Origin of the sequence: Streptomyces sp. CG4, assembly GCF_041080655.1 — a bacterium.
GTDB lineage: Bacteria > Actinomycetota > Actinomycetes > Streptomycetales > Streptomycetaceae > Streptomyces.
The window spans coordinates 9,868,445-9,888,977 of record NZ_CP163525.1; the positions used below are offsets into that span (position 1 = coordinate 9,868,445).

Below are 20,533 nucleotides of genomic sequence, written 5' to 3' on the forward strand. Positions count from 1 at the left end.
GCTGCCACTGCGACCTGCTGGTCGTCGGCGCCGGCCCGGCGGCCTCGCGGCCGCGGCGGCAGCGGACAGCGGCGCGCGGGTCATCCTCGCCGACGACCAGCCGGAACCCGGCGGCAGCTTGCTCGGCACCGGGGAACACCTCGACTGGGTGGAGGCGACATGCGCACGGCTCGACGCCGCCCCCGAGGTACGGGTCCTGCGCCGGACCACCGTCTTCGGCCACTACGACGACAAACCACACCTCCTGGCGGTCGAGCGCCGTACCCGTCACCTCGGCGCCGACGCCCCGGAGTACGCCTGCCGCGAGCGCGTCTGGCGGATCCGCGCCCGGCGCGTGGTCCTCGCCACTGGCGCCCACGAGCGTTCGCTCGCGTTCGGCGACAACGACCGTCCCGGAGTGATCCTGGCCACCTCGGCCCGGACGTACCTGCACCGCTACGCCGTCCTGCCCGGACGCCACGCGGTCGTGTTCACCACCAACGACAGTGCCTACGCCGCCGCGCTCGACCTGGCGGCGGCGGGAGTGGACATCGCGGCGATCGTCGACACCCGGCCCGAACCGGGGGAGTGGGCCGAGCGGGCCCGGTCCGCCGGGATCGAGGTGCTGGCCGGACACGCGGTCACCGGCACGGAGGGCGGGTCCCGCCCCACCGCGGTGACCGTCGCCCCGTACGGGGACACCGCCGCACAGCGGGAGTTCGCCTGGGTATGAGCTGGGCGGTGTCGAAGAAGAAGCCCGACTTCATCGGCAAGCGCTCCTACGCCCGCGCCGACACCGTCCGCCCCGACCGCGAGCACCTCGTCGGCCTCCTCCCCGAGGACCCGGCCACCTTCCTCCCGGAGGGCACCCAGGTGGTCGCCGACGGTGAACTGCCCGCCCCGCCGGTGCCGATGCGGGGCCACGTCACCTCCAGCTACCGCAGCGCGGCGCTCGGCCGGACCTTCGCGCTCGCCCTGGTCAAGGGCGGCCGGGACCGCATCGGCGAACGACTCTACGTACCCGTCGGCAACCGGCTGCTCCCGGTGACCGTCGCCAGTCCCGTCCTCTACGACCCCGAGGGAGCCCGCCGCGATGGCTGACACTGCCCAGCTCGCCCGGCAGCGCAGCCCGCTGGCGCATGTCGCCGACCGCTTGGCCGCCGCGACCCGCTCGTCCGGGGGCGCGGTCCGGCTGGCCGAAGTCCCCTTCCTGGCCCAGGTGAACGTCCGCGTCGATGCCAAGAGCGCGGCCGCCGACGCCGTAGGACTCGCCCTGGGGTTCCAACTGCCCCTGGAACCCGACACCACCGTTCGCACAGAGGACATGACCGTGGTGTGGCTCGGCCCGGACGAATGGCTCGTGATGGGGCGGCCCGGCGCCCAGCGGGACCTGGAGAGCCGGATCCGTTCGGCGGCCGGCGACGAGCACGTCTCGGTCACCGGCGTCTCCGCCCAGCGGACCACTCTGGCCCGCGACGAGACCAGGGCGGGTTTCTGGGTCCTGGTGCGGTCCTGTTTCGCCGGCTATGTGGCCGACTGGCTACTGGACGCGGCCGTGGAGTACCGCGTGTGACGGGCTCCGTCTGACGACTGCCGTGTGCCGCCTCGCCGATCAGCGGATCGGCGAGGCGGCACACGGCTACCCGGGGAAGGAATCAGCCCAGGTAGCCCATCCGGTGGCTGATCTCCGCCGCGCCCTTGATCAGCGCGGGTGCCAGCTGGTGGAGGCGCTCCTCGGTGAAGCGGTAGGCCGGGCCCGAGGCGCTGATGGCGGCGATGACCTCGCCGTCGCGGGCGCGGATCGGCGCCGCCATGGCGTGCAGCCCGATCTCCAACTCCTCCAGCGTCACCGCGTATCCGCGCTCGCGGGCCTCGGTGAGATTCTTCTCCAGCGTCGTCCTGGCGGTCAGCGTGTGCGGTGTCAGCTTCCGCAGCCCGGCGGCCGCGAGGACGCGGGCGCGCTCCGTCGCCGGCAGGTGGGCCAGCAGGATCTTGCCGCTGGACGTGGCGTGCACCGGGGTCAGCTGCCCGACCCAGTTGTGCGAGCCGACCGCGCCCGGGCCGCGCACCTGGTAGAGGTTGACCGCATAATGCTCCTGCAGGACCGCGATGTTGACGGTCTCGCCGATCTCCTCTATCAGCCGCTCGCACACCACGCGGCCCTGCTGGGTGACGTCGAGCCGGCCCGTGACCGCGCCCGCGAGGCGTACGATTCCGAAACCCAGCCGGTACTTGCCGCGTTCGGCCGTCTGCTCGACCAGACCGCGGGCCTCCAGCGCCCCGAGCAGGCGGAACGCGGTCGACTTGTGGACGTCGATCTCGGCGGCCACTTCGCTGACGCCGGCTTCGCCGCGCTGGGCGAGGATCTCCAGGACGCTGACGGCACGGTCGACGGACTGCACGCCGCCGACCGAGGAGCTTGCCGTTTCGCCATCTGCAACGCTGTTGCTCATAGCGCAACTATACGCACTGGCGCTCCGTTGTTCCGGTGCTCCGGCCAAGCCGGTATACCACGGGGCGGCCGCGCCTGCCGAGCCCCCGTCAGCGGAAGACGACCGTGCAGTGTCCGTTGACCAGCACACGGCTCTCGCTGTGCCACTTCACGGCGTGTGCGAGCACCTGGGCCTCGACGTCACGGCCGAGGGTGACCAGCTCGTCGGGGGTGTGCGAATGCCTCACGCGGACGACGCCCTGCTCGATGATCGGGCCCTCGTCGAGGTCGGGCGTGACGTAGTGCGCCGTGGCCCCGACGAGCTTGACGCCGCGCTCGTGCGCCTGGACGTAGGGCCGGGCACCCTTGAAGCTCGGCAAGAAGGAGTGGTGGATGTTGATGGCCCGGCCGTCGAGGCGCTTGCACAGGTCGTCGGAGAGGATCTGCATGTACCGGGCGAGCACCACGAGGTCGATGTCGAGTTCCTCGACGAGCTGGAGCAGCCGGGCCTCCGCCTCCGCCTTGGTCTGGCGAGTCACCGGGATGTGGTGGAAGGGGATGCCGTAGTTCTGCGCCAGTGGCTCGAAGTCCCGGTGGTTGGAGACGATCGCCGGGATCTCGATGTTGAGTGCGCCCGTGGACTTGCGGAAGAGCAGGTCGTTCAGGCAGTGGCCGAACTTCGACACCATGATCAGGGTGCGGGTCGGGGTCGACGCGTCGTGCAGCTGCCAGGTGATCCGGTGCGCCTCGGCGACCGGGCCGAAACCGGTGCGCAGATCCTCCAGCGACACGCCCGGGTCCGAGACGTCGAAGTGCACCCGCATGAAGAAGCGGTCCTGCAGTCGGTCGTCGAACTGCTGGCTCTCCAGGATGTTGCCGGAGTGGGCGACGAGATAGGTGGTCACGGCGTGGACGAGGCCGGCCCGGTCGGGGCACGAGAGAGTGAGGACGAACTCGCGGCCGGGCTGCGGACGAGGAGACACGGCATCCTCCCTCGGTGCGCTATGCGCAACTGTTTGAGTTATGCGCAACATGGTCTCGGCAGGATGGCCGACTGGTCAAGGGGTGGTGTGTGGTAGTGCCGTCAGTCCGGTGTCACCTCGACCGGCAGCCTCTTGCTGCCATTGACGAAGCGGGAGCGGACGCGGGGTACGTCGCCGGTCAGGCGGATGTCCGCCAGGCGCGGGATCAGTTCCTCGAACATGATGCGGATCTCGGTGCGGGCGAGCAGGTTGCCCAGGCACAAGTGTGGGCTGTCCTTGCCGAAGGTGACGTGGTCGTTGTCCTGCCGGGCGACGTCGAAGTCGTAAGGGTTGCCGAAGATCTCCTCGTCGCGGTTGCCGGAGGCGAACCACATGACGACCTTGTCGCCCTCCTTGATCTGCTTGCCGCCGAGTTCGACGTCCCGCGTGGCGGTACGGCGGAAGTGGTAGACGGGGGACGCCCAGCACAGGAACTCCTCCACCGCGGTGGGGATGAGCGAGGGGTCCTCCTGGAGGCGAGCGAGCTGCTCGGGGTGCTGGAGGGGGGCGAGGATGGAGTGGGTGATGGTGTGTGGGTCGTCTCGTTGCCGGCCACGACCAGGAGCAGGAAGTGGTTGTCGGAGTCCTGCGCGGTCAGCGGGGCTCCGTCGCGCGGTGTTTCGTTGACCAGCTTGAAATGAACGAAGCCAGGAGGAAATGGCCAAAGGCCGACCCCAGCCCCTTCGACCCTGTGGAGGAGCCCGCTGCTGCGTGACGACGTCAAAGCCGCCCTCGTTGAGCAGTGCCTGCGGAGTTGGGATGAGCCTTCCGGAGTCGGCCAGGTTCTGGGGGCTTCGTCGTCCCGTCCTGTCTTCTAGGGGTGTGACCGGGATACGCGCCAAAGGGGCAACGGGATGATCTTGAAGCCTTGATCCGCTCAGATTTATGTGCGGCGACGTGCAGCGGGGTCGCGTTCGGCGACGTGCCGGGCGACCGAGTCGACGCCGGGGTGGGCGTACCGCTCCAGGCAGCGGACGGAGGCGTGGCGGGAGCGGGCCAGCAGCATCGGGGGCGAGGTGCCGTCCTCCGCGTCGTGCGTCAGGGCACTGTGCCGTGGCCGGTGCAGGGTCCAGCCGTCCAGATCCTTGATGTCGTCGGGTGAGGCGAGGGGGGTTTGCCAGTAGCCGGGTGTTCTCCTCGAAGATCTCCTCAACGCGGCGGTAGGAGAGCCGGGCACGGCCGGTCTCCGGGCACACGTCGAGCGTGGGTGTTCCGGCCGGTGCCTTGCGGTCGGTGAGAAACAGCGGGCCGCGCGTGCGGCGGGCGATGAGGCGGGGCAGGAGCTGGGCGGTGCCGGACTGCCAGTGAATCCACTCGGTCGCGCCGCCCTTGGCGGTGATCTTCCCGCGCTTGTCCTGCGGGTACAGGTCTTCTACGTTGAGACACAGCACCTCGTCGGCCCGAGCGGCGGACTCGTAGAGCATCTTCCACTGCGTCTTCTCCCGGAGCCCGACGTCGAGGCGCCACAGGGCGGAGATTTGGTTCTGCGCCAGGGCCTTGGTGCGGTCGGGCCGGCGCCGGCCGCCGCTCGATACCGATCGTGGGATCGCCTTCGATCCAGCCTTGGCGCTGCCACCAGCCGATCGCCTTGCGCGCGATGGACAGTTCCCGGTTGACGGCGTCGGCGTCCATCTCGTCCGCCCGCGCCGCCGCCAGTTCGGCCAGCACCTCCGGCAGTGCCGGGTCGTCGATCGCGGCGACGGGGAAGGCGGGGGTTTCGCGCCCCGGCGGGCGGGTCCGGTCGGCGCCGGTTCGCTGGCGAGCATCCACCCCCACGTCGTGAGCAAGATCCGGTAGATCCGTGCGGAGGACTTCGCGATGCCCGCGCCGGTGAGGTAGCGCTCGACCGCCGCGGTGTACGACGCGGGCGGGGCAGACAGAGGTACGACCCGAGCGCGCGGCAACCGAAGCGCGCCCCCGCTCCCGAGCTCGGTCACCGGTTCGATCGTCACGCCGCCCAGCCCTCCTGACACTGCCGCAGTAAATGCGTACTCCTCGCCCCGGCGGCCGGAATGGCCCGCCGCAGGTCGCGGTGATCTCGGTAGGGGCTCTGTCGCAGTAAATCCGGCATTTACTGCGGCAGTTGCGAACGTTTCCGCGATCGAGCATCCGCCCAAATGCGGTTCTGCTGTGCGGACTTGAGGGGAGGGGACTGTCAGTGCCCGGCGCGAGCATGCTTACCTGGGTCATGCCCCAGGTCCTCCGTCACGGGCAGGCACTCGGCGAGCAGGGCGACGACGTCGCGCCAGGCTCGCTGCGCGTGCCGTGGGTGGTAGCCGACGCCGGGACGCACGGTGTGGTCGACCGGCGGGTGGTGGAAGGCGTGCAGGGCGCCGCCGTAGACCGCGAGGCGCCAGTCGACGCCCGCGGCCTGCATCTCAGCGGTGAACGCGTTCCGTTGCGCGGGCGGCATGATCGGGTCTTCCGACCCGATCCCGGCCCACACCGGGCAGCGAATGCGCGCCGCCTCGCCCGGTCGGCCCGTGGCCAGTGCGTTGACTGTTGCGATCGCGCGCAGGTTGACGCCGTCGCGCCCGAGTTCCAGCGCGATGGCGCCCCCGGTGCCGTAGCCGACGGCGGCGATCCGGTCGGGGTCGGTCCGCGGTTCGGTGCGCAACACGTCGAGCGCCGCATGGCCGATGCCCCGCATCCGGTCGGGATCAGCGAGCAGTGGCATGCAGCGGGCCAGCATCTCCTCGGGGTCGCCCACATAGCGTCCGCCGTGAAGGTCGAAGGCCAGCGCTATATATCCCAGTTCGGCGAGGGCATCGGCCCGGCGGCGCTCGACGTCGCTGAGCCCCGTGCCCTCTGGTCCGAGCAGCACCGCGGGCCGGCGGTCGACACCGGCCGGGAGCGCGAGGTGCCCGATCATCGTCAAACCGTCGGCCGGGTACTCGACCGTACGCGTCGTAATCGTCGTCATGAGACTGGACTGTAGTGATCGTCGAGCCCGGTCCAGCTGGTGTTCTGCCGCCGGCAGAACGGCGCGAGTGTCCCTCTGAAATACGGCGAGGGCTCACGAGAACCGTCACAACCCTATCGACGGGTTCAACCCCGGCGTGGACTTCTGCCAGCAGGTCCAGAGGTTCGACACCAACGTAGAAGATCCCTCGGCCGCGCTCAATGCGGCTGGCATGTTGCACTCGATGGCGGCCGTGAACCCTGATCGAGAGATGCATAAAGGATTCATATAAAGCTGCTATGCTTCAGGCGTGAGTCGCCGAGACGCCGCGCACGGCGCTTCCGATGCCATCGGGTCAGCCCTCTACGGTCTGGCCACCAGGGCCGTGAGACGCCTTCCCCGCGACATGAGCCTGACGTCCGCCGCCACCTTGGCCACCCTGGACAAGACCGGCCCGCGACGGATCACCGATTTGGCGGTGGCCGAGGGCGTCACCCAGCCCGCGATGACCGTCCTGGTCCGGGTGATGGAGGAATCCGGGCTGGTCGAGCGGAAGGGCGATCCGTCCGACAAGCGGGTCACGCTGGTGTGCCTGACCGAAGCCGGCGCGTCGTACGTCCGGACGCGACACCAGGCGGGCGTCGACGCGTACGCGCGGTTGATCGACGAACTCACCGGTGACGAGGTCGAGGCCTTGGCAGCAGCCCTTCCGGCGCTGCTGCATCTGGCGGAGCTCGAAAGCCACGCCCGAGAGGATTCGGACCGGTGACCGCGGACCAGGCTCATGACCAGCCCATGAGCACTGCCCTGATACGTTCCGAGGCACGTCTGCTGGTCCCCGCCCTGATGTTCATCGCCCTGGTCGTGGCGGCGGTCGCCAGCCTCGGGACGCCGCTCATCACCAGCGTGGCGACCACGTTCCACGTCTCCCTCGACAGCGCGCAGTGGACGCTGACCATCGCCCTGCTCAGCGGCGCCGTCGCCACACCCGTCCTCGGCCGGCTCGGAGCCGGTCCGCAGCGGCGGGCCACGATTCTCGCCACGCTGGCGATCGTCGTCGTCGGCAGCGCGCTCACCGTGCTGCCGCTGCCGTTCGCCTGGCTGCTCGTGGGCAGAGCGGCCCAAGGCGTCGGACTCGGTCTCACGGCGCTGATGATGGGCGTGGCCCGCGACCATCTTCCCGAGGAGCGCAGCGCGGCCACGATCGCCCTGATCTCAGTGGTCTCCATCATCGGAGCCGGCGTCGGCTACCCGCTGGCCGCGCTGCTCGCCGAGTTCGGCGGACTGCGGGCCGCCTACGGCCTCGGCCTGCTCGTCACCGCCATCGCCTTCGTGACCGCGTGGCGCTCCATGCCCGCAGCCCCCGAAGGCCGCTCCGCTCACGTGAACGTGGCCGGTGCGCTCGTCCTGGCGGGTGGACTGCTCCTTGTCCTGTTCCTGGCCGGCGAGAGGAGCCTGTGGAGCCGACACCTCGCCGTGGCGGTGACCCTTGCCGTCGCCGCCGTACTCCTGCTCTGCGTCTGGACCGTTTCCGAACTGCGAACCAAGACGCCCCTGGTCGACGTCCGGGCGGTACGGCACCCGGCGGTCGCCGGGGCGAACATCGCCATGCTCGTCGGCGGGAGCGGCATGTACCTCCTGCTCACGCTCATCACCCGCTACGCGCAGACGCCGCACAGCGCCGGCTACGGCTTCGGACTGACCACCTTCGTGGCGGGGCTGGTCCTCATCCCGTTCTCCGTGCTGGGGTTCGTCGCCGGCAAGCTCACGCCGCGGGTCCGCGAACGGATCGACGACCCCCTACTCCTGGCCGGCAGCGCCGCCATCGTCGGCGGCGGGTTCGTCCTGTTCGCCACCGCCCGGTCCAACCTGGCCGAACTGCTCGCGGCCATGGGCGTGCTGGGCTTCGGCGTCGGCAGCTTCTCGGCCGCCATGCCCGGCGTCATCCTGGCCGTCACCCCCAAGAGCGAGACGTCGAGCGCCATGAGCTTCAACTACGTCGTCCGCAGCGTCGGGTACTCCCTGGGCAGCGCCATCGGCGGTCTGGTCCTGGCCGCCGGCACCGCCACGGGCCGCCTCTTCCCGGACGACGACGCCTACACGACCGCGGCGCTGGTCGGCGTCGCCGCGATGGCGATCACGACGATGACCAGCCTCGCCCTCGCCCGCCGACGCTCACCCGAGACCAATCCGATCACAGCCCCAGTCGGTGTGCCGGGCCTGGGCCGGTCGAGTCGAACCAGAAACTGAGGATCGAAGCCGTCCGACTTCGACGCCGTCTCCGTCGGCTCGCTGACCCACAGCGCGCCGGCCATGGATCTGAGCATGCTTCTGAACATCAATTCCGAACACAGGAGGTACCGTGGCCAAGGGCTACTGGGTCAGCGTCTACCGCACCATCGCAGACCCTGAGAGGCTTGCTGCCTACGACAAGCTGGCCGGTCCAGCCGTCAAGGCGGCGGGCGGGCGGCTGCTCACCCGCGGCGGCCGGGTCGTCGCACACGACGCCGGAATCGCCGAGCGCACCATCCTGATCGAGTTCGACAGCTTCGAACAGGCGGTCGCCGCACGCGCGAGTGCGGCCTACCAGGAGGCGCTGGCCGTACTCGCTGACGGCGTCGAGCGCGACTTCCGCATCATCGAAGGCCTCGACTGACAACCGATGCTGCGTCAGGGAGGAACACGACGCCGGCTGCGGGGATCACCCCGGCTCGTCAGCGCGCCGCACCGTCGCGAACAGCGTCAGGCCGGTGGCATCGACGGTGATGTCCAGTCCGGCGACGGTTCCCGGCGGCGCGGCGGCGCGGACGTCGGCCTCGATGTCGGCGGGGGTGCGTTCGAGAAGGTTCCAGCGGCCGATGTGGGTCACAAACCCCGTCCCCACGGCAGCGCTATGGGATCACCTGCCCAGGCCACGGCGTTGGAGGCTGACCCTCGCAGCAGGATTCTGGGGTACACCGGCCCGCTCCTGTGAGGGGCGTCACCAGCTACGGCGCGTATCGGGTCGTGATCAATGAGTCGCTCTGGTGAGGTCTTTGATCCAGATCATCGAGGCGCGCAGGTAAGGGCCGGCGAGGTAGCTGTCCGGGGTCTTGTCGTATCGAGTGGCGACGCCCCGCCATGCCTTGAGCTTGTTGATCAGCCGCTCGACGGTGTTCCTCTCCTTGTAGAGGCCGGCGTCGTGGCCGACGGGCCGGCCACCCCCGGAACCCTTCCTCTTCCGGTTGGCGGCCTGGTCGGCCTTCTCCGGGATGACCGCCTTGATGTGGCGTTTGCGCAGGTGGGAGCGATTACCGCGGGAGGAGTAAGCCTTGTCCCCGGCGACGGCGACGCGGCGACGGCGTCCGGCCGGGTGCGGGGCGGCTGTCAGCCGAGGTAGATCGGGTCGGTGCCGAAGGTCCAGGAGCTTCCAGACCTCGCGTAGACCTGGATCGGGGTGCTGCCGTAGTCCTCGCCGGAGATGTAGTCGCACTGGCCGGGCGCGAGGACGGGGGTGATGTGCCCCGGGCTGGTGACGTTGTCGCCCGCCGTGTCCTCGATCCAGAAGTAGAAGCTGTTCGCCGAGCTCTGGTAGTTGCACAGCCGGGCGGACACCCACGGGTTCTCGTCCAACGTGTGCCAGCCGGTGATGTCCACGCCGTGCGCAGAGTTGGAGTCGGATCCGGTTGCGGCGGATGCGCTTCCCGACGCGAGCCCCAGCCCCGTGACGGTCAGTGCGGTCACGGCGGCGAGGGAGGCGACTCGGCGCCCCAGCTTGAACTGCATGTCTTCCCCTTCGATTCGGACGGGACGAACGATCCGTGTTCACAACCGTCTGACAAGTCATGGCACGGACAACGGTCCGACAAGCCACGCCTCGCAGATGGAGTGGGTGCAGCTACTTCTCTCGCGTGCTCGCCGCTATATGGAGATCGGCGGCGTCTCTCCCCCGTACCAGTAGGTAGGACTGGTGAAGAAGGAAACTCCGTAGTAGGTGCCGGAGTTGGGGAACACCGTGTTGGAGAAGACATCGCTGCTGGCTCCCCACACGACGCTGCAGTTCAAGCTGCCGGGGACAACGTTCTGGTTGCTGTCAACAACCTCTGCACAGAGGTTGATGGAGGTGTTGTTCGAGCCGGTCGTCTGGACCTCAGTCCATATACCACCCGCGCCGTCTCCATCCACACACGTCCTGACTTGAAGGCCATCCGCGGACAGATAGCGGCAGCCTCCACCGGACTGGTCGGCCGAGGCGGTGCCCGCAGCGCCAATGGAGATGCCCGTTACAAGTGCCAAAGCGGCTGCGCCGCTGGCGGCGGCCCGTCGAAGCCCCATGGTTCGTTCCTCTCGTAGGTGAGCGCTGCCGTGTGGGTCCTGTCGGAACTCGAAGCTACGGCCGCCATGGGAGCTGGGAAGGATCTGTCTGCACAGTGAAGAGAAGGTTCCGGTGTCGGACTGCACAGCGAGACAGCGGCGCCCTCCGGCCGCCCGCACGTGGCGGCCGGAGGGCTCACCCTCTTGGCTGGGCGCTGGGCCAGTGCTGTGACCGGGATGGTCCACCGTGATCGGAAGGCGGCTCGCGGGATGAGCGCACGCGCAACGGCTGGTATTACTGGGGCATGCAGGAAGAGACGGCACGCTCCGCGATCGACACGTTCATCTCCGCGTTTAACGCCTCGGACGACAGCTATGTGACTGCCCTGCTCTCCCGGGCCCTGACCTCAGACGTGGTCTTCTGGGGGCCCTTGGGGCGCAGCGAAGGAATCGCGGCGGTCGAGCGGTTCGTGCTGGACATCCGGCGCCACCCGGCGGGGACCGGCACGATGGTGCGCTGCTCAGCGGTGGACATGCCTGACGAGTGGGCCCGGTACCAGTGGGTCTTCACCACCCCGGATGGAGGCCCCCGCCTGACGGGAACGGACGTCGTCCATCTGCGGCGGAGCCTCATCGACCAGGTCATCGTCTTTGCCGGAGAGATCGAGCCGTCCGCCTCCTGAGCCGTCCTTCTGTCGCTGTCCTTCTCGTGAACTTGTCCCTTTCGGCACTCCGGGGCTGCGGTTCGCGGTCGGTCAGGCTGCGGCGTTGAGGGGGCGTGCGCACCAGCGGATGCCCTTCTCACTGCGGATGCGGACGCGTTCCTTGCGTTGGGCAGCAAGTACGTCGGGGTGGCGGGCGTTGGTATTGCGCCAGCGCAGGTAGCGGTGCAGTGCCTGGGTTTGCGTGGGGTGGCTGCGGTGGTGGGAGTTGGCCAGGGTGAACTGCCGCAGCGGGCCGACGTGGGCCTCGATCGGGTTGGCCCAGGATGCGTAGGTCGGGGTGAAGCACAGCTCGACCTTGTTCTTCTTCGCCCAGCGGCGGATGTCGGCGCCGGTGTGGGCGGAGAGGTTGTCCAGGAAGATGTAGATCGGGGCGCCGTCGGGTCGGGCGGCGCGGATCGACTTCAGCGCGGCCAGGGTGTTGGCGGTGCCCTTGCGGCGGCGGTTGACGCCCCACAGGCGGTCGTCGCCCACGGAGTAGCAGCTGAGGAAGTAGGTGACGCCGTGGGTGCGGCGGTAGGTCGCCGGCAGCCGGTTTGGCTTGCCCTGCTTCGCCCAGCAGGAGCCTGCGGTGGGCCGGACCCCCAACGGCCCGAACTCGTCGAGGGCGAACACCCGGTCCGGGAAGCGGTCCAGAACCTGCTCGATCCGGTCGAGCTTGGCGTCGCGATGAGGGTCGGGTGATTCCTTCCATGTCTTGGTGCGCTGGAAGGTGATGCCGCGGCGCCGGAGCAGGCACCGTAAGGCTTCACGGCCGATGCGGATGACACGTCCGTACACTTCCCGCAGGTAGGCGGCGAGTTTGCGGATCGACCGGCGAGTGAAGGGCTGGCCGAGCCTGGTGGGGCGGGTGGTGGCCGTCCGGATGACGAACTCCTCGTCGTCAGGGGTGAGCAGGCGGGGACGGCCTCCCGCCCACTGAGGGTCCAGGCAGGCCAGGCCGATCTCGTTGAAGCGGTGGATCACGTCGCGCACGGTGTCCTCATCGTCCTCATCGGCCTGGACCAGCTGGGCGATCAACGGCACCCGGTTTCCGCCCGCCGAAGCGAGCAGCATCATCGCCCGCCGGTATCGCACCGAACTCGTGCTGTCCCGGCGCACGATCTGCTTCAGCTTCTGCCCCTCCTTGTCGGTCAATCTGCGTACACGGACAGGCTCAGCCACCGCGCCGCCAGCGGTCGAATGGACGTCACCGCACATCCAACCGTCACGACCACCAACCCGGCGATCGCGGTCACAGCCCTAGGCGGGCTGCGGGGCGGGTGTTGCCAGAGCGGCCGCGACGTTGCGGGTCTCGCGCATGATCAGCAGGCCGTTGACCACCATCAGTGTCGCGGTCAGGCAGTGGACGCCGAGCGCGGTGGCCACGGAGCCGTGGTGGGCCAGCACGTTGGTCATGTCGCCGTACGCGGCGAGGGCCTCCATCAGCAGCACCCAGCCCAGCGCCCGGCGGTGACCCGTCACCAGCAGGATGCCCAGAACCAGGGCCAGGACGACGTCGCGGATCCCCTTGATGATCAGGAAGCCGTCGCCGTCGCCGGACGGCCAGCTCGGCAGGCCGTAGCCCGGCGCCGTCGTCTCCGGGCTCAAGATGTACTCCGTCCCGAACCAGAGGATGAAGAGGACGAAGGCGGCGGCCAGGACGGTGTTGATCTTCTTCAGCGACATGGTTCTACTCCTTGCGAGTCTTCGTCGGCTTCGTGAGCTTCGTGGAGCGTGCCGAGTCGCGTGGGGCCTGATCAGGCCCCGTGGACGCGGCCGATCGAGGGGCGCAGCTTGCCGGGATCACAGTTGTGGGATCTGAGCGGCAGCGGCATTTCCGAATGTCGGGATTTCGGTGGTCAGCCGCCCCCGGGGAGTAGGGATTGTGTGCCACCGGCGCGGCGTCGGCCCGCGGGGTCAGTAATCCGATGCCCTCTCCGGCTCACCCCGACGGGGCGAAAGCCGTCGATGCACAGGGGCGACCCAGTGCATGTCGGGGCAGCGGCGGTATCAGGTGAGGGAGGCGACCAGCAGGGTGAACGCGGCGACGATGACGGCGACGCGGATGTAGTGGTAGCGCTCCCAGCGGCGCAGCTGCTGCTTCCAGTCGGCGGGCCGGTTCTCGGGGGTCCAGGTCTTGTTTCGGTTGTTGATCGGGACGAGCAGCAGAATCGACATGACCACGCTGACGATCAGCAGTCCGGCGGCGGTGGCGACGAGTCCGGCGCCGTGGTGGTGCCATCCGGCGACGGCCCAGATCGCGCTGAGGACGAGCGAGCCTACGTACCAGAACGGCATCAGGGCGCCCAGCATCCGGCCGCCGTGGGCGTGGCCGAGCTGGCCGCTGTCCTCGGGAAGCGCGTTCAGGATCCGGTTCATGATGAAGACGACGGAGAACTCCACCCCCACCATCAGGCCGACGATCACGGTGGTGACGACCTCGAGTGTGTTGAGCATGACGATCCCTCCGTGAACTAGCGTTGCTAGACGACGAGATGACGCTAGTACTGCTAACGCTCGATTGTCTAGCGATGCTAGGATCGATTCATGTCGGTAAAGGAACGCAAGGAGCGCGAACGGGCGGAGCGCGAGCGCCTCATCGTGGCGACAGCCCGCGAACTCGCCGAGCAGCAGGGCTGGGACGCGGTCACCACCCGCCGGCTCGCCGAGCGCATCGAATACAGCCAGCCCGTCCTCTACAGCCACTTCCGCGGCAAGCGCGAGATCATCGGCGCCGTCGCCCTGGAAGGCGCCGCCGAGCTGGCCGCGGCGGTGCGGGCCGCGGCCTCCAGAGCGAACAGCCCGCGCGAGCGGGTCGCGGCCCTCGCCCGCGCCTACCTCGACTTCGCCGAGCACAATCCGGCGGTCTACGACGCCTTGTTCCAGCTCGACGGCGGCCTGGCGTACGCGCAGGAGGACACCCCCGAGCCGCTGAAGGACGCCTTCGCCGCCCTGCTCGAGTGCCTCGCCGAGGTCGCCGGCGACGGCGTCCACCCGGGGCTGTTCACCGAGGTGTTCTGGGCGGCCCTGCACGGCCTTGCGACCCTGACCCGCGCGGGCCGCCTGCTGCCCGAGGACGCCGAGCCGAGAGTGGAGCTGCTGGTGGACCGGCTCGCCATGGTCTGACACACCGTCCCGGCGGGCACGCAGCCGGGGCCCTCGGGCCCCGCCGCTGCCTGCCCGCGCCAACGCTTCCGGTCACTCGCACCCACACGGCGCAGCCACAGATCGCCGGGCCTCGCACCCCAGACGGGGCACCCACCCCGGAGGTTGCGATGCTCATTGATCACCACCCGATACGCGCCCTAATCGAGTGTGTGGCCAAACCTGCTCAGTGGAATCTCCCCACTTATGGTGACGGGAGCCACTTCGGCGGTCAGGTTGTGCGCCGTCGGGTTGTGAGGATGAGGGTGTGAAGCACGGACTGGGCTGTGGGAGGCCGGTTCGTGGCCTGGTGCCAGACCAGGGATCGGGAGCCGTTGAGGCCGGCTGCTCTTGCCAGGCGAGCCGGCCGCCCCGCCTGGCAAGTGATCCCGACGGCGGCCTCAGGCGCCCATCGAGGCCAGCTCGATTGCGCTGCGGTAGTCGGCGGATGCGGCGACCACGCAGGTGCGGTAGGTGCGGTCGCCCCGGACTGCCTGGAAGTAATTGCGCAGCTGGAGCGTGTACTTGACGAGGTACGAGGCCCCGGGAACGAACCCCGGCGGCTTCGGCACCAGCGCGAACGCCTCGGAGCACTTGAGGATCGCACCGGTGGCCTGGGACAGCACGTCGGCCACGTCGCTGTTCATGTTCCAGCCGTCGGCCAGCTGCTGGTTCCAGATGGCGGCTGCCACGACGCGCAGCTGTCCCTGCTCGTCGGGTGTCGGGTCGTCGGCCGGCGCGGCGCTGTGTGCGGGCGCGGCGGTGGCGGCATGGGCCGCTCCCGTTCCGCCGACGGCCAGCACCACGCCGGCCAGGGTCGCGGCGGTCGCCGATAAGAGCCGTTGTCTCATCCTTGCCCCCCTGTGATCGGGCACGGCCACCCGGCCGCGCGTTCGTCGAGGCTGGCACCGACGTCTCCGCCGTGTCCAGGGGTGGGAGCAAGCCTGTGCCCGAGGACGTCACGGCTACGACCACGGCCTGTCCGGCCAGGGCTTTCAGGCATAGCGCCTCCGCAGCCGTGCGTACAACCCTCTGCGGGGTCTCATTGACTGACGGTCCGGCAACCAGTGCCGACGTTCCCAGTACGGTGGGTTCCAGGGCGATGCCCCGGCGTCCCGGCAGGCGTGCGGGGTGCGCTCGCGGTCCGCCGCGGTGCCGATCCGTACCTACCGCAGCGTAAAGTCGTGCCGTACGGCCCGGAACATATCGCGGGCGCCCGGTCCGTGCAGGCACGCCTGGGCACCGCGGGCTCGGACTTCCTCGGCGAAGCGCGGCTGCGCGCGTAGCCCCGCTGTCGCAAGCCGTCTTCGGTCCCCGGCTCCCGTCGGCGCCGCACCATCCGACAGCCCTGCGACCAGCAAGGATGTCGCTGCGGGCCAGTTTCACCTGGCTGGAATCATTGAGGGCAAAGCGGTGATGCGGGTGTTGGCGACTCGGCTGGTCCTGCGGTTGAGGCCCTCACCTGTATGAGCGCGGGTAGCGCTGCCTCAACCACCCTGCCGGGAATCGAGGTTAGCCTGCAGGGGGCAACCTGTGGCCTCACCGTCCGCGGTGGTGCGGCGTTGCTCTTCTCTGATCGCCTGACGGCGGCTCCAAGTCTCCCGTAGCGTGACTGCCTGTCATGTCGTGTACGCATGTGCGATAGGGAGGCATGAATGATGCGAAGAGCGTTACCGAGAATAGTGCTGGCTCTGCTGGCCGGAGTGGGGCTGGTACTCGCCGGGCCGGCGGCGTCTCATGCGACCTCGTGGGACTCGGCTCCGGCCAATCAGCCCGGCGGGGTAGACGAGACTGTGGAGTTCGGCAGGACGACCGTGGTGCCGCAGCCGTACACCCCGGACCCCACGGCCGCCTTCGGGGACCACCAATGCCAGCTGAGGTATCACGAGTACTATCCGACGCCGGGCTGCGGAGGCTTCACCGTCGACGTCACTCTGCACAACGTGCGCAATCAGCCGGGGTACATCGCGGGCAACTACGGTGGCGACAGCAGCGTCAAGTTCACGGCAAAGGCCGACACCGCCCGAACCTTCGGCTGCCGCACGCCGGACGGGGAGTTCGACTGGGACACCGCCTTTGTGGTGCGTACGACCCAGAGCGAGCTCGACCGTGTCTACTTCGAAGCCGACGCGGGCTACATCGTCGACCAGTTCCGCCAGGACAAGGGCCGTGACTACGGCCCGCACTTCTACATGAACTTCCCGGCGGTCAAGGTCGATTGCGCGGAGGGCTCCACTCCGGTCCAGTACGGCCTCAAGGTCACCAACCTCAGCATCAGCATCGCCGGTTCCGACGTCTTCGGTACCACGAGCTGGCACCACGACGGGCCCTTCTACGGCTGACGGCCGTCACGCGGCAAGCCGCACGGCTGTGAGCGAGGAACCGCGGGCAGCCCCACTGCGTCCGGGCGGGCCGCCGCCCCATGCAGCGAGGCCTTCTTGCCTGACCTCGTTGCCTGACCCCCCCGCAGGAGGGGCTTCGGGCACTCCACGCCGATGTTCTGGAACAGGTGCGGGCGCTGCTGGAAGACACCGTGAGGCCGGTGGCGTACCGCGGGACAACCACCATCGCGCCGAAATCGTACTTCTGGTGCTCGTCGCCCCGCCGTTGCTCGTCCTCGTGCTCTTCCTCGTGGTGGGACAGAACCCCGCCGGTCGTCGTGGGCCGCAGCGGTCGTCGTGCCCCGGACCACTTCCACCCGGTCCGGGGCACGGTGCTGTTGACCCGGGCCGGGCCGAGGCCACGGCCGCCGTGCGCGGACGGCAACGCGCGACGGCCAGGCCGTCACCGGCCGGACGCCGGCGTCCAGGCACCGAAGTCGTACCCGCCTCGGCGATCTGCCCCCGTGCAGCGGCCAGCCCTCGTCCACGGACACACCTGGCCAGACGCAGCCCGCCGGTCGGGGTCAGTGGGGCGTTACGGTGGGACACGAGGGCCCCTGCGGTCGGGCGTGGATGTCGCGATCCACACCGAACCCAGAAGGCCCTCATCCGTTCAGGCGCCCAGCCCGCGCGTCATCAACATCCCCGGGCCAGCGCATCTAGCCGGTGGTGTCGTCGGTGTCCCAGTCGGCAGTGCGGCGGCATTCGGGGTGGTCTTCATCCATCTGGATGGCGGCGTGGACGGGCAGGGGGTGGCGGGTGCGGTGTTCCCAGCCCAGGGCGTGGTTGCACAGCGGCGCGGTGGTCAGGGCGTACGGGAGCGCACCTTCCCCGTCGGAGTGCTGGATGACGGCGATCTCGGTAGCGGTGAGATTGTACCAGGTCTCGGCCTGCGCCTCCTTGTCGTCGCACGCCCAACGCCCCCGTGTGCGGCCGGACTTGGCCGATGGGGTCTTGCCGTCCATCTGCTGGGGTCAGCGGCTCATGATGAACGTCGTTTCAATGCCGTCGAGTTGGAACAGTGCGTTGCTGGTCTTAGGGCTTGCCGGGAATCAACACGTTGGTTTGATCTTGGTTTTGTCGGGGTCGAGGAACCTGGCGACGTCTTCCCGTGTGCGGAAACGGGCTGTTGAGGCTGGGAGATGAACACCATGGGCTTCCAGGAGCGGGCGGACGTCTCTCACTGCGCGGCTGATGGTCATGGCGGTGGTGTTGAAGAGTTGGCCCAGGAGGTGCATGGTCGCGAGTTTTCGCAGGTGGAGCACGGTCACCAGGACCCGGTCGGCTGAGGTGAGCTTGGCTTTGGCGCCTGCGCCAGGGGCTACCAGGCGCTCGCGGCCTCGACGTGTGCGGAGCACTTGCTCGCGTTGAACCTCCATCGCTGGAGTCAACGAGTCGATGAGCTCGCTGAGCTGCTGGCGGGTCATCCCGGTCAGTTCCGGGTCCTGGAGCGAACGCCGGGTGAGGCGAGTCGGTCTGTCCGCCAGGGCCTCGTCCGGTGTGCTGCCGATGGTCGCCGCGTCCATCGGACGCTGGGGGTGGAGGGTGTAGTTCCAGTCGCCGTGGAAGCGATGGCGAGTGATGGGCAGGGCGGCGATCTCCTCATCGCTGATGCGGATGCCGGTGGGGTACTCACCGCTGTCGAGTTCGGCATGGACGGTGAGGCCAGTGCGGCTGGTGGTCGCGGCGATGGTTTGGAGCATGACTTCATGGCTGGTCAGGGGTCTGCCGCGCCAGTTCATGGTGATGTGGGAGAACAGCCCGTGCTCGATCTTGTTCCACTGTGCGTCCAGAAGACGGAGGTTGATCGTGTTAGGTGATTGACCATCAGTCGCAAGCTCGTCGTCGCTTGCCGGTGAAAGTCCGGTCCGGGTAGCTGCCAGGAGGCCCGGTAGCAGGCTGGCGGCATCGGGGGGAAACGCCTGGTGTCGAAGCCCAGCGTCGAAAGCCCTGTAAGGGGGAGCAACCGTACGGTCCGTAGCATCAAGCGAAGCCTGCCGCGTCGTGAAGATCCCCGCGAGAGCGGGCAAAGGGAGAGCCGAGCCCGGAGTGTCAGGGCGAAGGCCATGGAAGCGGTGAAGACCCTGGAAGGCAGCCGCGAAGAACTCCCCGGCGTAAGGGGCGCGGAACGTTCGGACAGTGACGGCGGGAACTGGAGAGGCCCTCTCCGCCCCGGTGACGTGCGGCGTGATGTCACCGGAAGCACCGCCTTCTATAACCGGTGACCCCGGGAAGTGAAGTCGAGGCGGATGGGCGTCGGAGGCGGCCGTAGTACTGCTTGACCCGGACGGACAACATAACCGCCGGGGAGGGAAGGGCCGCTACTTCGTTGGTGCGTGATGCTGAGTGGAGGGGCTCGATGAGTGCCGAAGTGGCTAGTCCCATCGCCGGGGGACGTTCTCCCTTGGACCCGGTCCGTGCCTTGCAGCATGCGCTCTACCGGGCGGCCAAGGCTGATGCCGGACGACGGTTTCACGCGCTCATGGACAAGGTCTGGCGCACAGACGTCCTTGCGCGCGCGTGGGTGACGGTGCGTCAGAACGAGGGCGCGCCGGGGATCGACAAGGTCACCTTGCTCGATGTCGAGGAGTACGGGGTCAACCGGCTCCTCGGCGAGCTGGCCGTGGAACTGCGGGAGGGCCGCTACCGGCCTCTTCCGGCACGCCGGGTGTTCATTGCCAAGCCTGGCCAGCCGGGGGAGTCGAGGCCGCTTTCGATTCCCGCTGTTCGTGACCGGATCGTGCAGGCCGCGCTGAAACTCGTGCTGGAGCCGGTGTTCGAGGCGGATTTCCGTCCGTGCTCGTTCGGGTTCCGGCCCCGGCGGGGTGCGCATGACGCCCTCCAGGTGCTGATCGATGAGTCCTGGAGGGGATGCGGGTGGCTGGCGGAGACGGACATCGCCAACTGTTTCGAGGCGATTCCGCACGCCGAGTTGATCAAAGCGGTGGAGGAGAGGGTGTGTGACCAGTCCGTACTCAAGCTCCTGCGGGTGATCCTGCGCGCAGGGGTATCAGAGAACGGGGTGGTGCACAAAGCGGACAGGGGGGCTGCCCAGGGCGGGGTGGTTTCTCCGTTGCTCTGCAACGTCTATCTGCATCGGATCGATCGGGCCTGGGACGTGCGCAAGCACGGAATCCTGGTCCGTTATGCCGACGATGCCGTGGTGATGTGTCGTTCCCGCAATCAGGCCCGGGCCGCTCTTGAGCGGCTGACGGACCTGCTGGCCGGCCTCGGCCTGGAACCGAAGGCGGCCAAGACCCGGATTGTGCACCTGAAGGTGGGTGGGGAAGGCGTGGACTTCCTCGGTTTCCACCACCGGCTGGTGCTCGCACCGGGACGGGGCGGCAGAGCGCCGTTCCCCTTCCTCGCCCGCTGGCCCGCGGACAAGGCCATGCGGCATGCCCGGGACCGGATCCGGGAGCTCACCGACCGGTCCCGGCTGCTGCTGCCTGTTGAAGTGGTGGTGGCGGAGCTGAACAGGTTCCTGACCGGCTGGGCCGGGTACTTCCGGTTCGGCAACTCCGCCGACCGCTTCGCGGTGATCAGGGAGTTCACGCGGATGCGGATGGTGCTGTTCGTTGCGAAGAAGCACAAACGCTCGCGTGGCTTTGGACGGTGGGTGGTGTCCTATTAGTGCTTCGTTACGTCGAGTGATCTCGGCTGGTGGTGGGCAGCTT

Annotated in this window: 21 protein-coding genes and 4 pseudogenes; 9 read left to right on the plus strand and 16 right to left on the minus strand. The window is 68.8% G+C overall.

Features of this window, described 5'->3' with window-relative positions:
* Nucleotides 1-5: 5 nt before the first annotated feature.
* Nucleotides 6-1,080 (plus strand): annotated as a pseudogene (locus AB5L52_RS44820) (glycine cleavage T C-terminal barrel domain-containing protein); the annotation flags it as partial.
* Nucleotides 1,073-1,552, plus strand: coding sequence for a sarcosine oxidase subunit gamma family protein (locus AB5L52_RS44825; RefSeq protein WP_369368736.1), 480 nt, complete (start codon nt 1,073-1,075; stop codon nt 1,550-1,552). The pseudogene AB5L52_RS44820 and the gene AB5L52_RS44825, both read left to right, overlap by 8 nt.
* Before the next feature lie 82 nt (nt 1,553-1,634).
* Here the strand turns inward: AB5L52_RS44825 and AB5L52_RS44830 are convergent, their stop codons facing one another.
* From AB5L52_RS44830 to AB5L52_RS44850, 5 genes and pseudogenes are all read right to left on the minus strand, one after another.
* Nucleotides 1,635-2,432, minus strand: coding sequence for an IclR family transcriptional regulator (locus tag AB5L52_RS44830; protein ID WP_369368737.1), 798 nt, complete (start codon nt 2,430-2,432; stop codon nt 1,635-1,637).
* Between the two features lie 88 nt (nt 2,433-2,520).
* Nucleotides 2,521-3,393 carry a formyltetrahydrofolate deformylase gene (gene purU, locus AB5L52_RS44835; protein WP_369368738.1) on the minus strand — a complete coding sequence of 291 codons (873 nt, stop codon included), beginning with the start codon at nt 3,391-3,393 and terminating at the stop codon, nt 2,521-2,523.
* Between the two features lie 101 nt (nt 3,394-3,494).
* Nucleotides 3,495-4,066: pseudogene (locus AB5L52_RS44840) on the minus strand (cytochrome P450); the annotation flags it as partial.
* Between the two features lie 249 nt (nt 4,067-4,315).
* On the minus strand, nt 4,316-4,609 hold the full coding sequence (locus AB5L52_RS44845; protein WP_369368739.1) for a hypothetical protein: 294 nt from the start codon (nt 4,607-4,609) through the stop codon (nt 4,316-4,318).
* Between the two features lie 978 nt (nt 4,610-5,587).
* The gene (locus tag AB5L52_RS44850; RefSeq protein WP_369368740.1) at nt 5,588-6,355 is read right to left on the minus strand and encodes a dienelactone hydrolase family protein; all 768 of its coding nucleotides are present in this window, start codon (nt 6,353-6,355) and stop codon (nt 5,588-5,590) included.
* Between the two features lie 385 nt (nt 6,356-6,740).
* Here AB5L52_RS44850 and AB5L52_RS44855 point away from each other — a divergent pair, with 385 nt between their 5' ends.
* The 3 genes from AB5L52_RS44855 (at nt 6,741) to AB5L52_RS44865 (ending at nt 8,990) form a co-directional block, all read left to right on the plus strand.
* Nucleotides 6,741-7,103: a MarR family winged helix-turn-helix transcriptional regulator gene (locus AB5L52_RS44855; RefSeq protein WP_369368741.1), complete on the plus strand. Its 363-nt coding sequence runs from the start codon at nt 6,741-6,743 to the stop codon at nt 7,101-7,103.
* Nucleotides 7,104-7,129: 26 nt separating this feature from the next.
* On the plus strand, nt 7,130-8,584 hold the full coding sequence (locus tag AB5L52_RS44860) for an MFS transporter (protein ID WP_369368742.1): 1,455 nt from the start codon (nt 7,130-7,132) through the stop codon (nt 8,582-8,584).
* Nucleotides 8,585-8,696: 112 nt separating this feature from the next.
* Nucleotides 8,697-8,990 carry a DUF1330 domain-containing protein gene (locus tag AB5L52_RS44865; protein WP_351580393.1) on the plus strand — a complete coding sequence of 98 codons (294 nt, stop codon included), beginning with the start codon at nt 8,697-8,699 and terminating at the stop codon, nt 8,988-8,990.
* Between the two features lie 45 nt (nt 8,991-9,035).
* Here the strand turns inward: AB5L52_RS44865 and AB5L52_RS44870 are convergent, their stop codons facing one another.
* The 4 genes and pseudogenes from AB5L52_RS44870 to AB5L52_RS44885 all read right to left on the minus strand — a co-directional run bounded on the left by AB5L52_RS44870 (nt 9,036) and on the right by AB5L52_RS44885 (nt 10,648).
* Nucleotides 9,036-9,203, minus strand: coding sequence for a hypothetical protein (locus tag AB5L52_RS44870; RefSeq protein ID WP_369368743.1), 168 nt, complete (start codon nt 9,201-9,203; stop codon nt 9,036-9,038).
* Between the two features lie 141 nt (nt 9,204-9,344).
* Nucleotides 9,345-9,686 (minus strand): annotated as a pseudogene (locus AB5L52_RS44875) (transposase); the annotation flags it as partial.
* Nucleotides 9,687-9,700: 14 nt separating this feature from the next.
* Entirely contained in the window at nt 9,701-10,099 is a 399-nt protein-coding gene (locus AB5L52_RS44880) for a hypothetical protein (RefSeq protein WP_351034536.1), read from the minus strand.
* Nucleotides 10,100-10,234: 135 nt separating this feature from the next.
* Nucleotides 10,235-10,648, minus strand: a complete 414-nt coding sequence (locus tag AB5L52_RS44885) for a hypothetical protein (RefSeq protein WP_351580399.1) — start codon at nt 10,646-10,648, stop codon at nt 10,235-10,237.
* Between the two features lie 284 nt (nt 10,649-10,932).
* Between AB5L52_RS44885 and AB5L52_RS44890 the strand changes: the two genes are divergently transcribed.
* Entirely contained in the window at nt 10,933-11,310 is a 378-nt protein-coding gene (locus tag AB5L52_RS44890; protein WP_369368744.1) for a nuclear transport factor 2 family protein, read from the plus strand.
* 72 nt (nt 11,311-11,382) lie between these two features.
* Here the strand turns inward: AB5L52_RS44890 and AB5L52_RS44895 are convergent, their stop codons facing one another.
* The 3 genes from AB5L52_RS44895 to AB5L52_RS44905 form a co-directional block, all read right to left on the minus strand.
* On the minus strand, nt 11,383-12,513 hold the full coding sequence (locus tag AB5L52_RS44895; RefSeq protein ID WP_369368745.1) for an IS630 family transposase: 1,131 nt from the start codon (nt 12,511-12,513) through the stop codon (nt 11,383-11,385).
* Nucleotides 12,514-12,591: 78 nt separating this feature from the next.
* Complete coding sequence (locus AB5L52_RS44900) at nt 12,592-13,017, minus strand: DUF4267 domain-containing protein (RefSeq protein WP_351032777.1); 426 nt, start codon at nt 13,015-13,017, stop codon at nt 12,592-12,594.
* A gap of 324 nt (nt 13,018-13,341) precedes the next feature.
* Nucleotides 13,342-13,788 carry a DUF1772 domain-containing protein gene (locus tag AB5L52_RS44905; RefSeq protein ID WP_351580408.1) on the minus strand — a complete coding sequence of 149 codons (447 nt, stop codon included), beginning with the start codon at nt 13,786-13,788 and terminating at the stop codon, nt 13,342-13,344.
* 90 nt (nt 13,789-13,878) lie between these two features.
* Between AB5L52_RS44905 and AB5L52_RS44910 the strand changes: the two genes are divergently transcribed.
* On the plus strand, nt 13,879-14,457 hold the full coding sequence (locus AB5L52_RS44910) for a TetR/AcrR family transcriptional regulator (RefSeq protein WP_351580411.1): 579 nt from the start codon (nt 13,879-13,881) through the stop codon (nt 14,455-14,457).
* A 419-nt stretch (nt 14,458-14,876) separates the two neighbouring features.
* Here AB5L52_RS44910 and AB5L52_RS44915 read toward each other — a convergent pair whose 3' ends face one another.
* A complete protein-coding gene (locus tag AB5L52_RS44915; RefSeq protein WP_351580414.1) occupies nt 14,877-15,326 on the minus strand; it encodes a hypothetical protein in 450 nt (149 codons plus the stop codon).
* 942 nt (nt 15,327-16,268) lie between these two features.
* On the opposite strand from AB5L52_RS44915, the gene AB5L52_RS44920 reads away from it, so the two are divergent.
* Nucleotides 16,269-16,817, plus strand: a complete 549-nt coding sequence (locus AB5L52_RS44920; protein ID WP_351032785.1) for a hypothetical protein — start codon at nt 16,269-16,271, stop codon at nt 16,815-16,817.
* Nucleotides 16,818-17,515: 698 nt separating this feature from the next.
* Here the strand turns inward: AB5L52_RS44920 and AB5L52_RS44925 are convergent.
* The 3 genes and pseudogenes from AB5L52_RS44925 to AB5L52_RS44935 all read right to left on the minus strand — a co-directional run.
* The gene (locus tag AB5L52_RS44925; RefSeq protein WP_369368747.1) at nt 17,516-17,821 is read right to left on the minus strand and encodes an RNaseH domain-containing protein; all 306 of its coding nucleotides are present in this window, start codon (nt 17,819-17,821) and stop codon (nt 17,516-17,518) included.
* A gap of 87 nt (nt 17,822-17,908) precedes the next feature.
* Nucleotides 17,909-18,382, minus strand: coding sequence for a transposase family protein (locus AB5L52_RS44930; RefSeq protein WP_369369080.1), 474 nt, complete (start codon nt 18,380-18,382; stop codon nt 17,909-17,911).
* Between the two features lie 6 nt (nt 18,383-18,388).
* Nucleotides 18,389-18,643 (minus strand): annotated as a pseudogene (locus AB5L52_RS44935) (ISAzo13 family transposase); the annotation flags it as partial.
* A 572-nt stretch (nt 18,644-19,215) separates the two neighbouring features.
* Between AB5L52_RS44935 and ltrA the strand changes: the two are divergent.
* On the plus strand, nt 19,216-20,490 hold the full coding sequence (gene ltrA, locus AB5L52_RS44940) for a group II intron reverse transcriptase/maturase (protein ID WP_369368748.1): 1,275 nt from the start codon (nt 19,216-19,218) through the stop codon (nt 20,488-20,490).
* Nucleotides 20,491-20,533: the final 43 nt, after the last annotated feature.

Bases quoted from the DNA above. Each gene is read 5' to 3' on its own strand.
- AB5L52_RS44825 (WP_369368736.1), top strand. From the start codon at position 1,073: ATGGCTGACACTGCCCAGCTCGCCCGGCAGCGCAGCCCGCTGGCGCAT.
- AB5L52_RS44830 (WP_369368737.1), bottom strand. From the start codon at position 2,432: ATGAGCAACAGCGTTGCAGATGGCGAAACGGCAAGCTCCTCGGTCGGC.
- AB5L52_RS44850 (WP_369368740.1), bottom strand. From the start codon at position 6,355: ATGACGACGATTACGACGCGTACGGTCGAGTACCCGGCCGACGGTTTG.
- AB5L52_RS44855 (WP_369368741.1), top strand. From the start codon at position 6,741: ATGAGCCTGACGTCCGCCGCCACCTTGGCCACCCTGGACAAGACCGGC.
- AB5L52_RS44860 (WP_369368742.1), top strand. From the start codon at position 7,130: ATGAGCACTGCCCTGATACGTTCCGAGGCACGTCTGCTGGTCCCCGCC.
- AB5L52_RS44880 (WP_351034536.1), bottom strand. From the start codon at position 10,099: ATGCAGTTCAAGCTGGGGCGCCGAGTCGCCTCCCTCGCCGCCGTGACC.
- AB5L52_RS44885 (WP_351580399.1), bottom strand. From the start codon at position 10,648: ATGGGGCTTCGACGGGCCGCCGCCAGCGGCGCAGCCGCTTTGGCACTT.
- AB5L52_RS44890 (WP_369368744.1), top strand. From the start codon at position 10,933: ATGCAGGAAGAGACGGCACGCTCCGCGATCGACACGTTCATCTCCGCG.
- AB5L52_RS44900 (WP_351032777.1), bottom strand. From the start codon at position 13,017: ATGTCGCTGAAGAAGATCAACACCGTCCTGGCCGCCGCCTTCGTCCTC.
- AB5L52_RS44905 (WP_351580408.1), bottom strand. From the start codon at position 13,788: ATGCTCAACACACTCGAGGTCGTCACCACCGTGATCGTCGGCCTGATG.
- AB5L52_RS44910 (WP_351580411.1), top strand. From the start codon at position 13,879: ATGTCGGTAAAGGAACGCAAGGAGCGCGAACGGGCGGAGCGCGAGCGC.
- AB5L52_RS44915 (WP_351580414.1), bottom strand. From the start codon at position 15,326: ATGAGACAACGGCTCTTATCGGCGACCGCCGCGACCCTGGCCGGCGTG.
- AB5L52_RS44925 (WP_369368747.1), bottom strand. From the start codon at position 17,821: ATGGACGGCAAGACCCCATCGGCCAAGTCCGGCCGCACACGGGGGCGT.
- AB5L52_RS44930 (WP_369369080.1), bottom strand. From the start codon at position 18,382: ATGGACGCGGCGACCATCGGCAGCACACCGGACGAGGCCCTGGCGGAC.
- ltrA (WP_369368748.1), top strand. From the start codon at position 19,216: ATGAGTGCCGAAGTGGCTAGTCCCATCGCCGGGGGACGTTCTCCCTTG.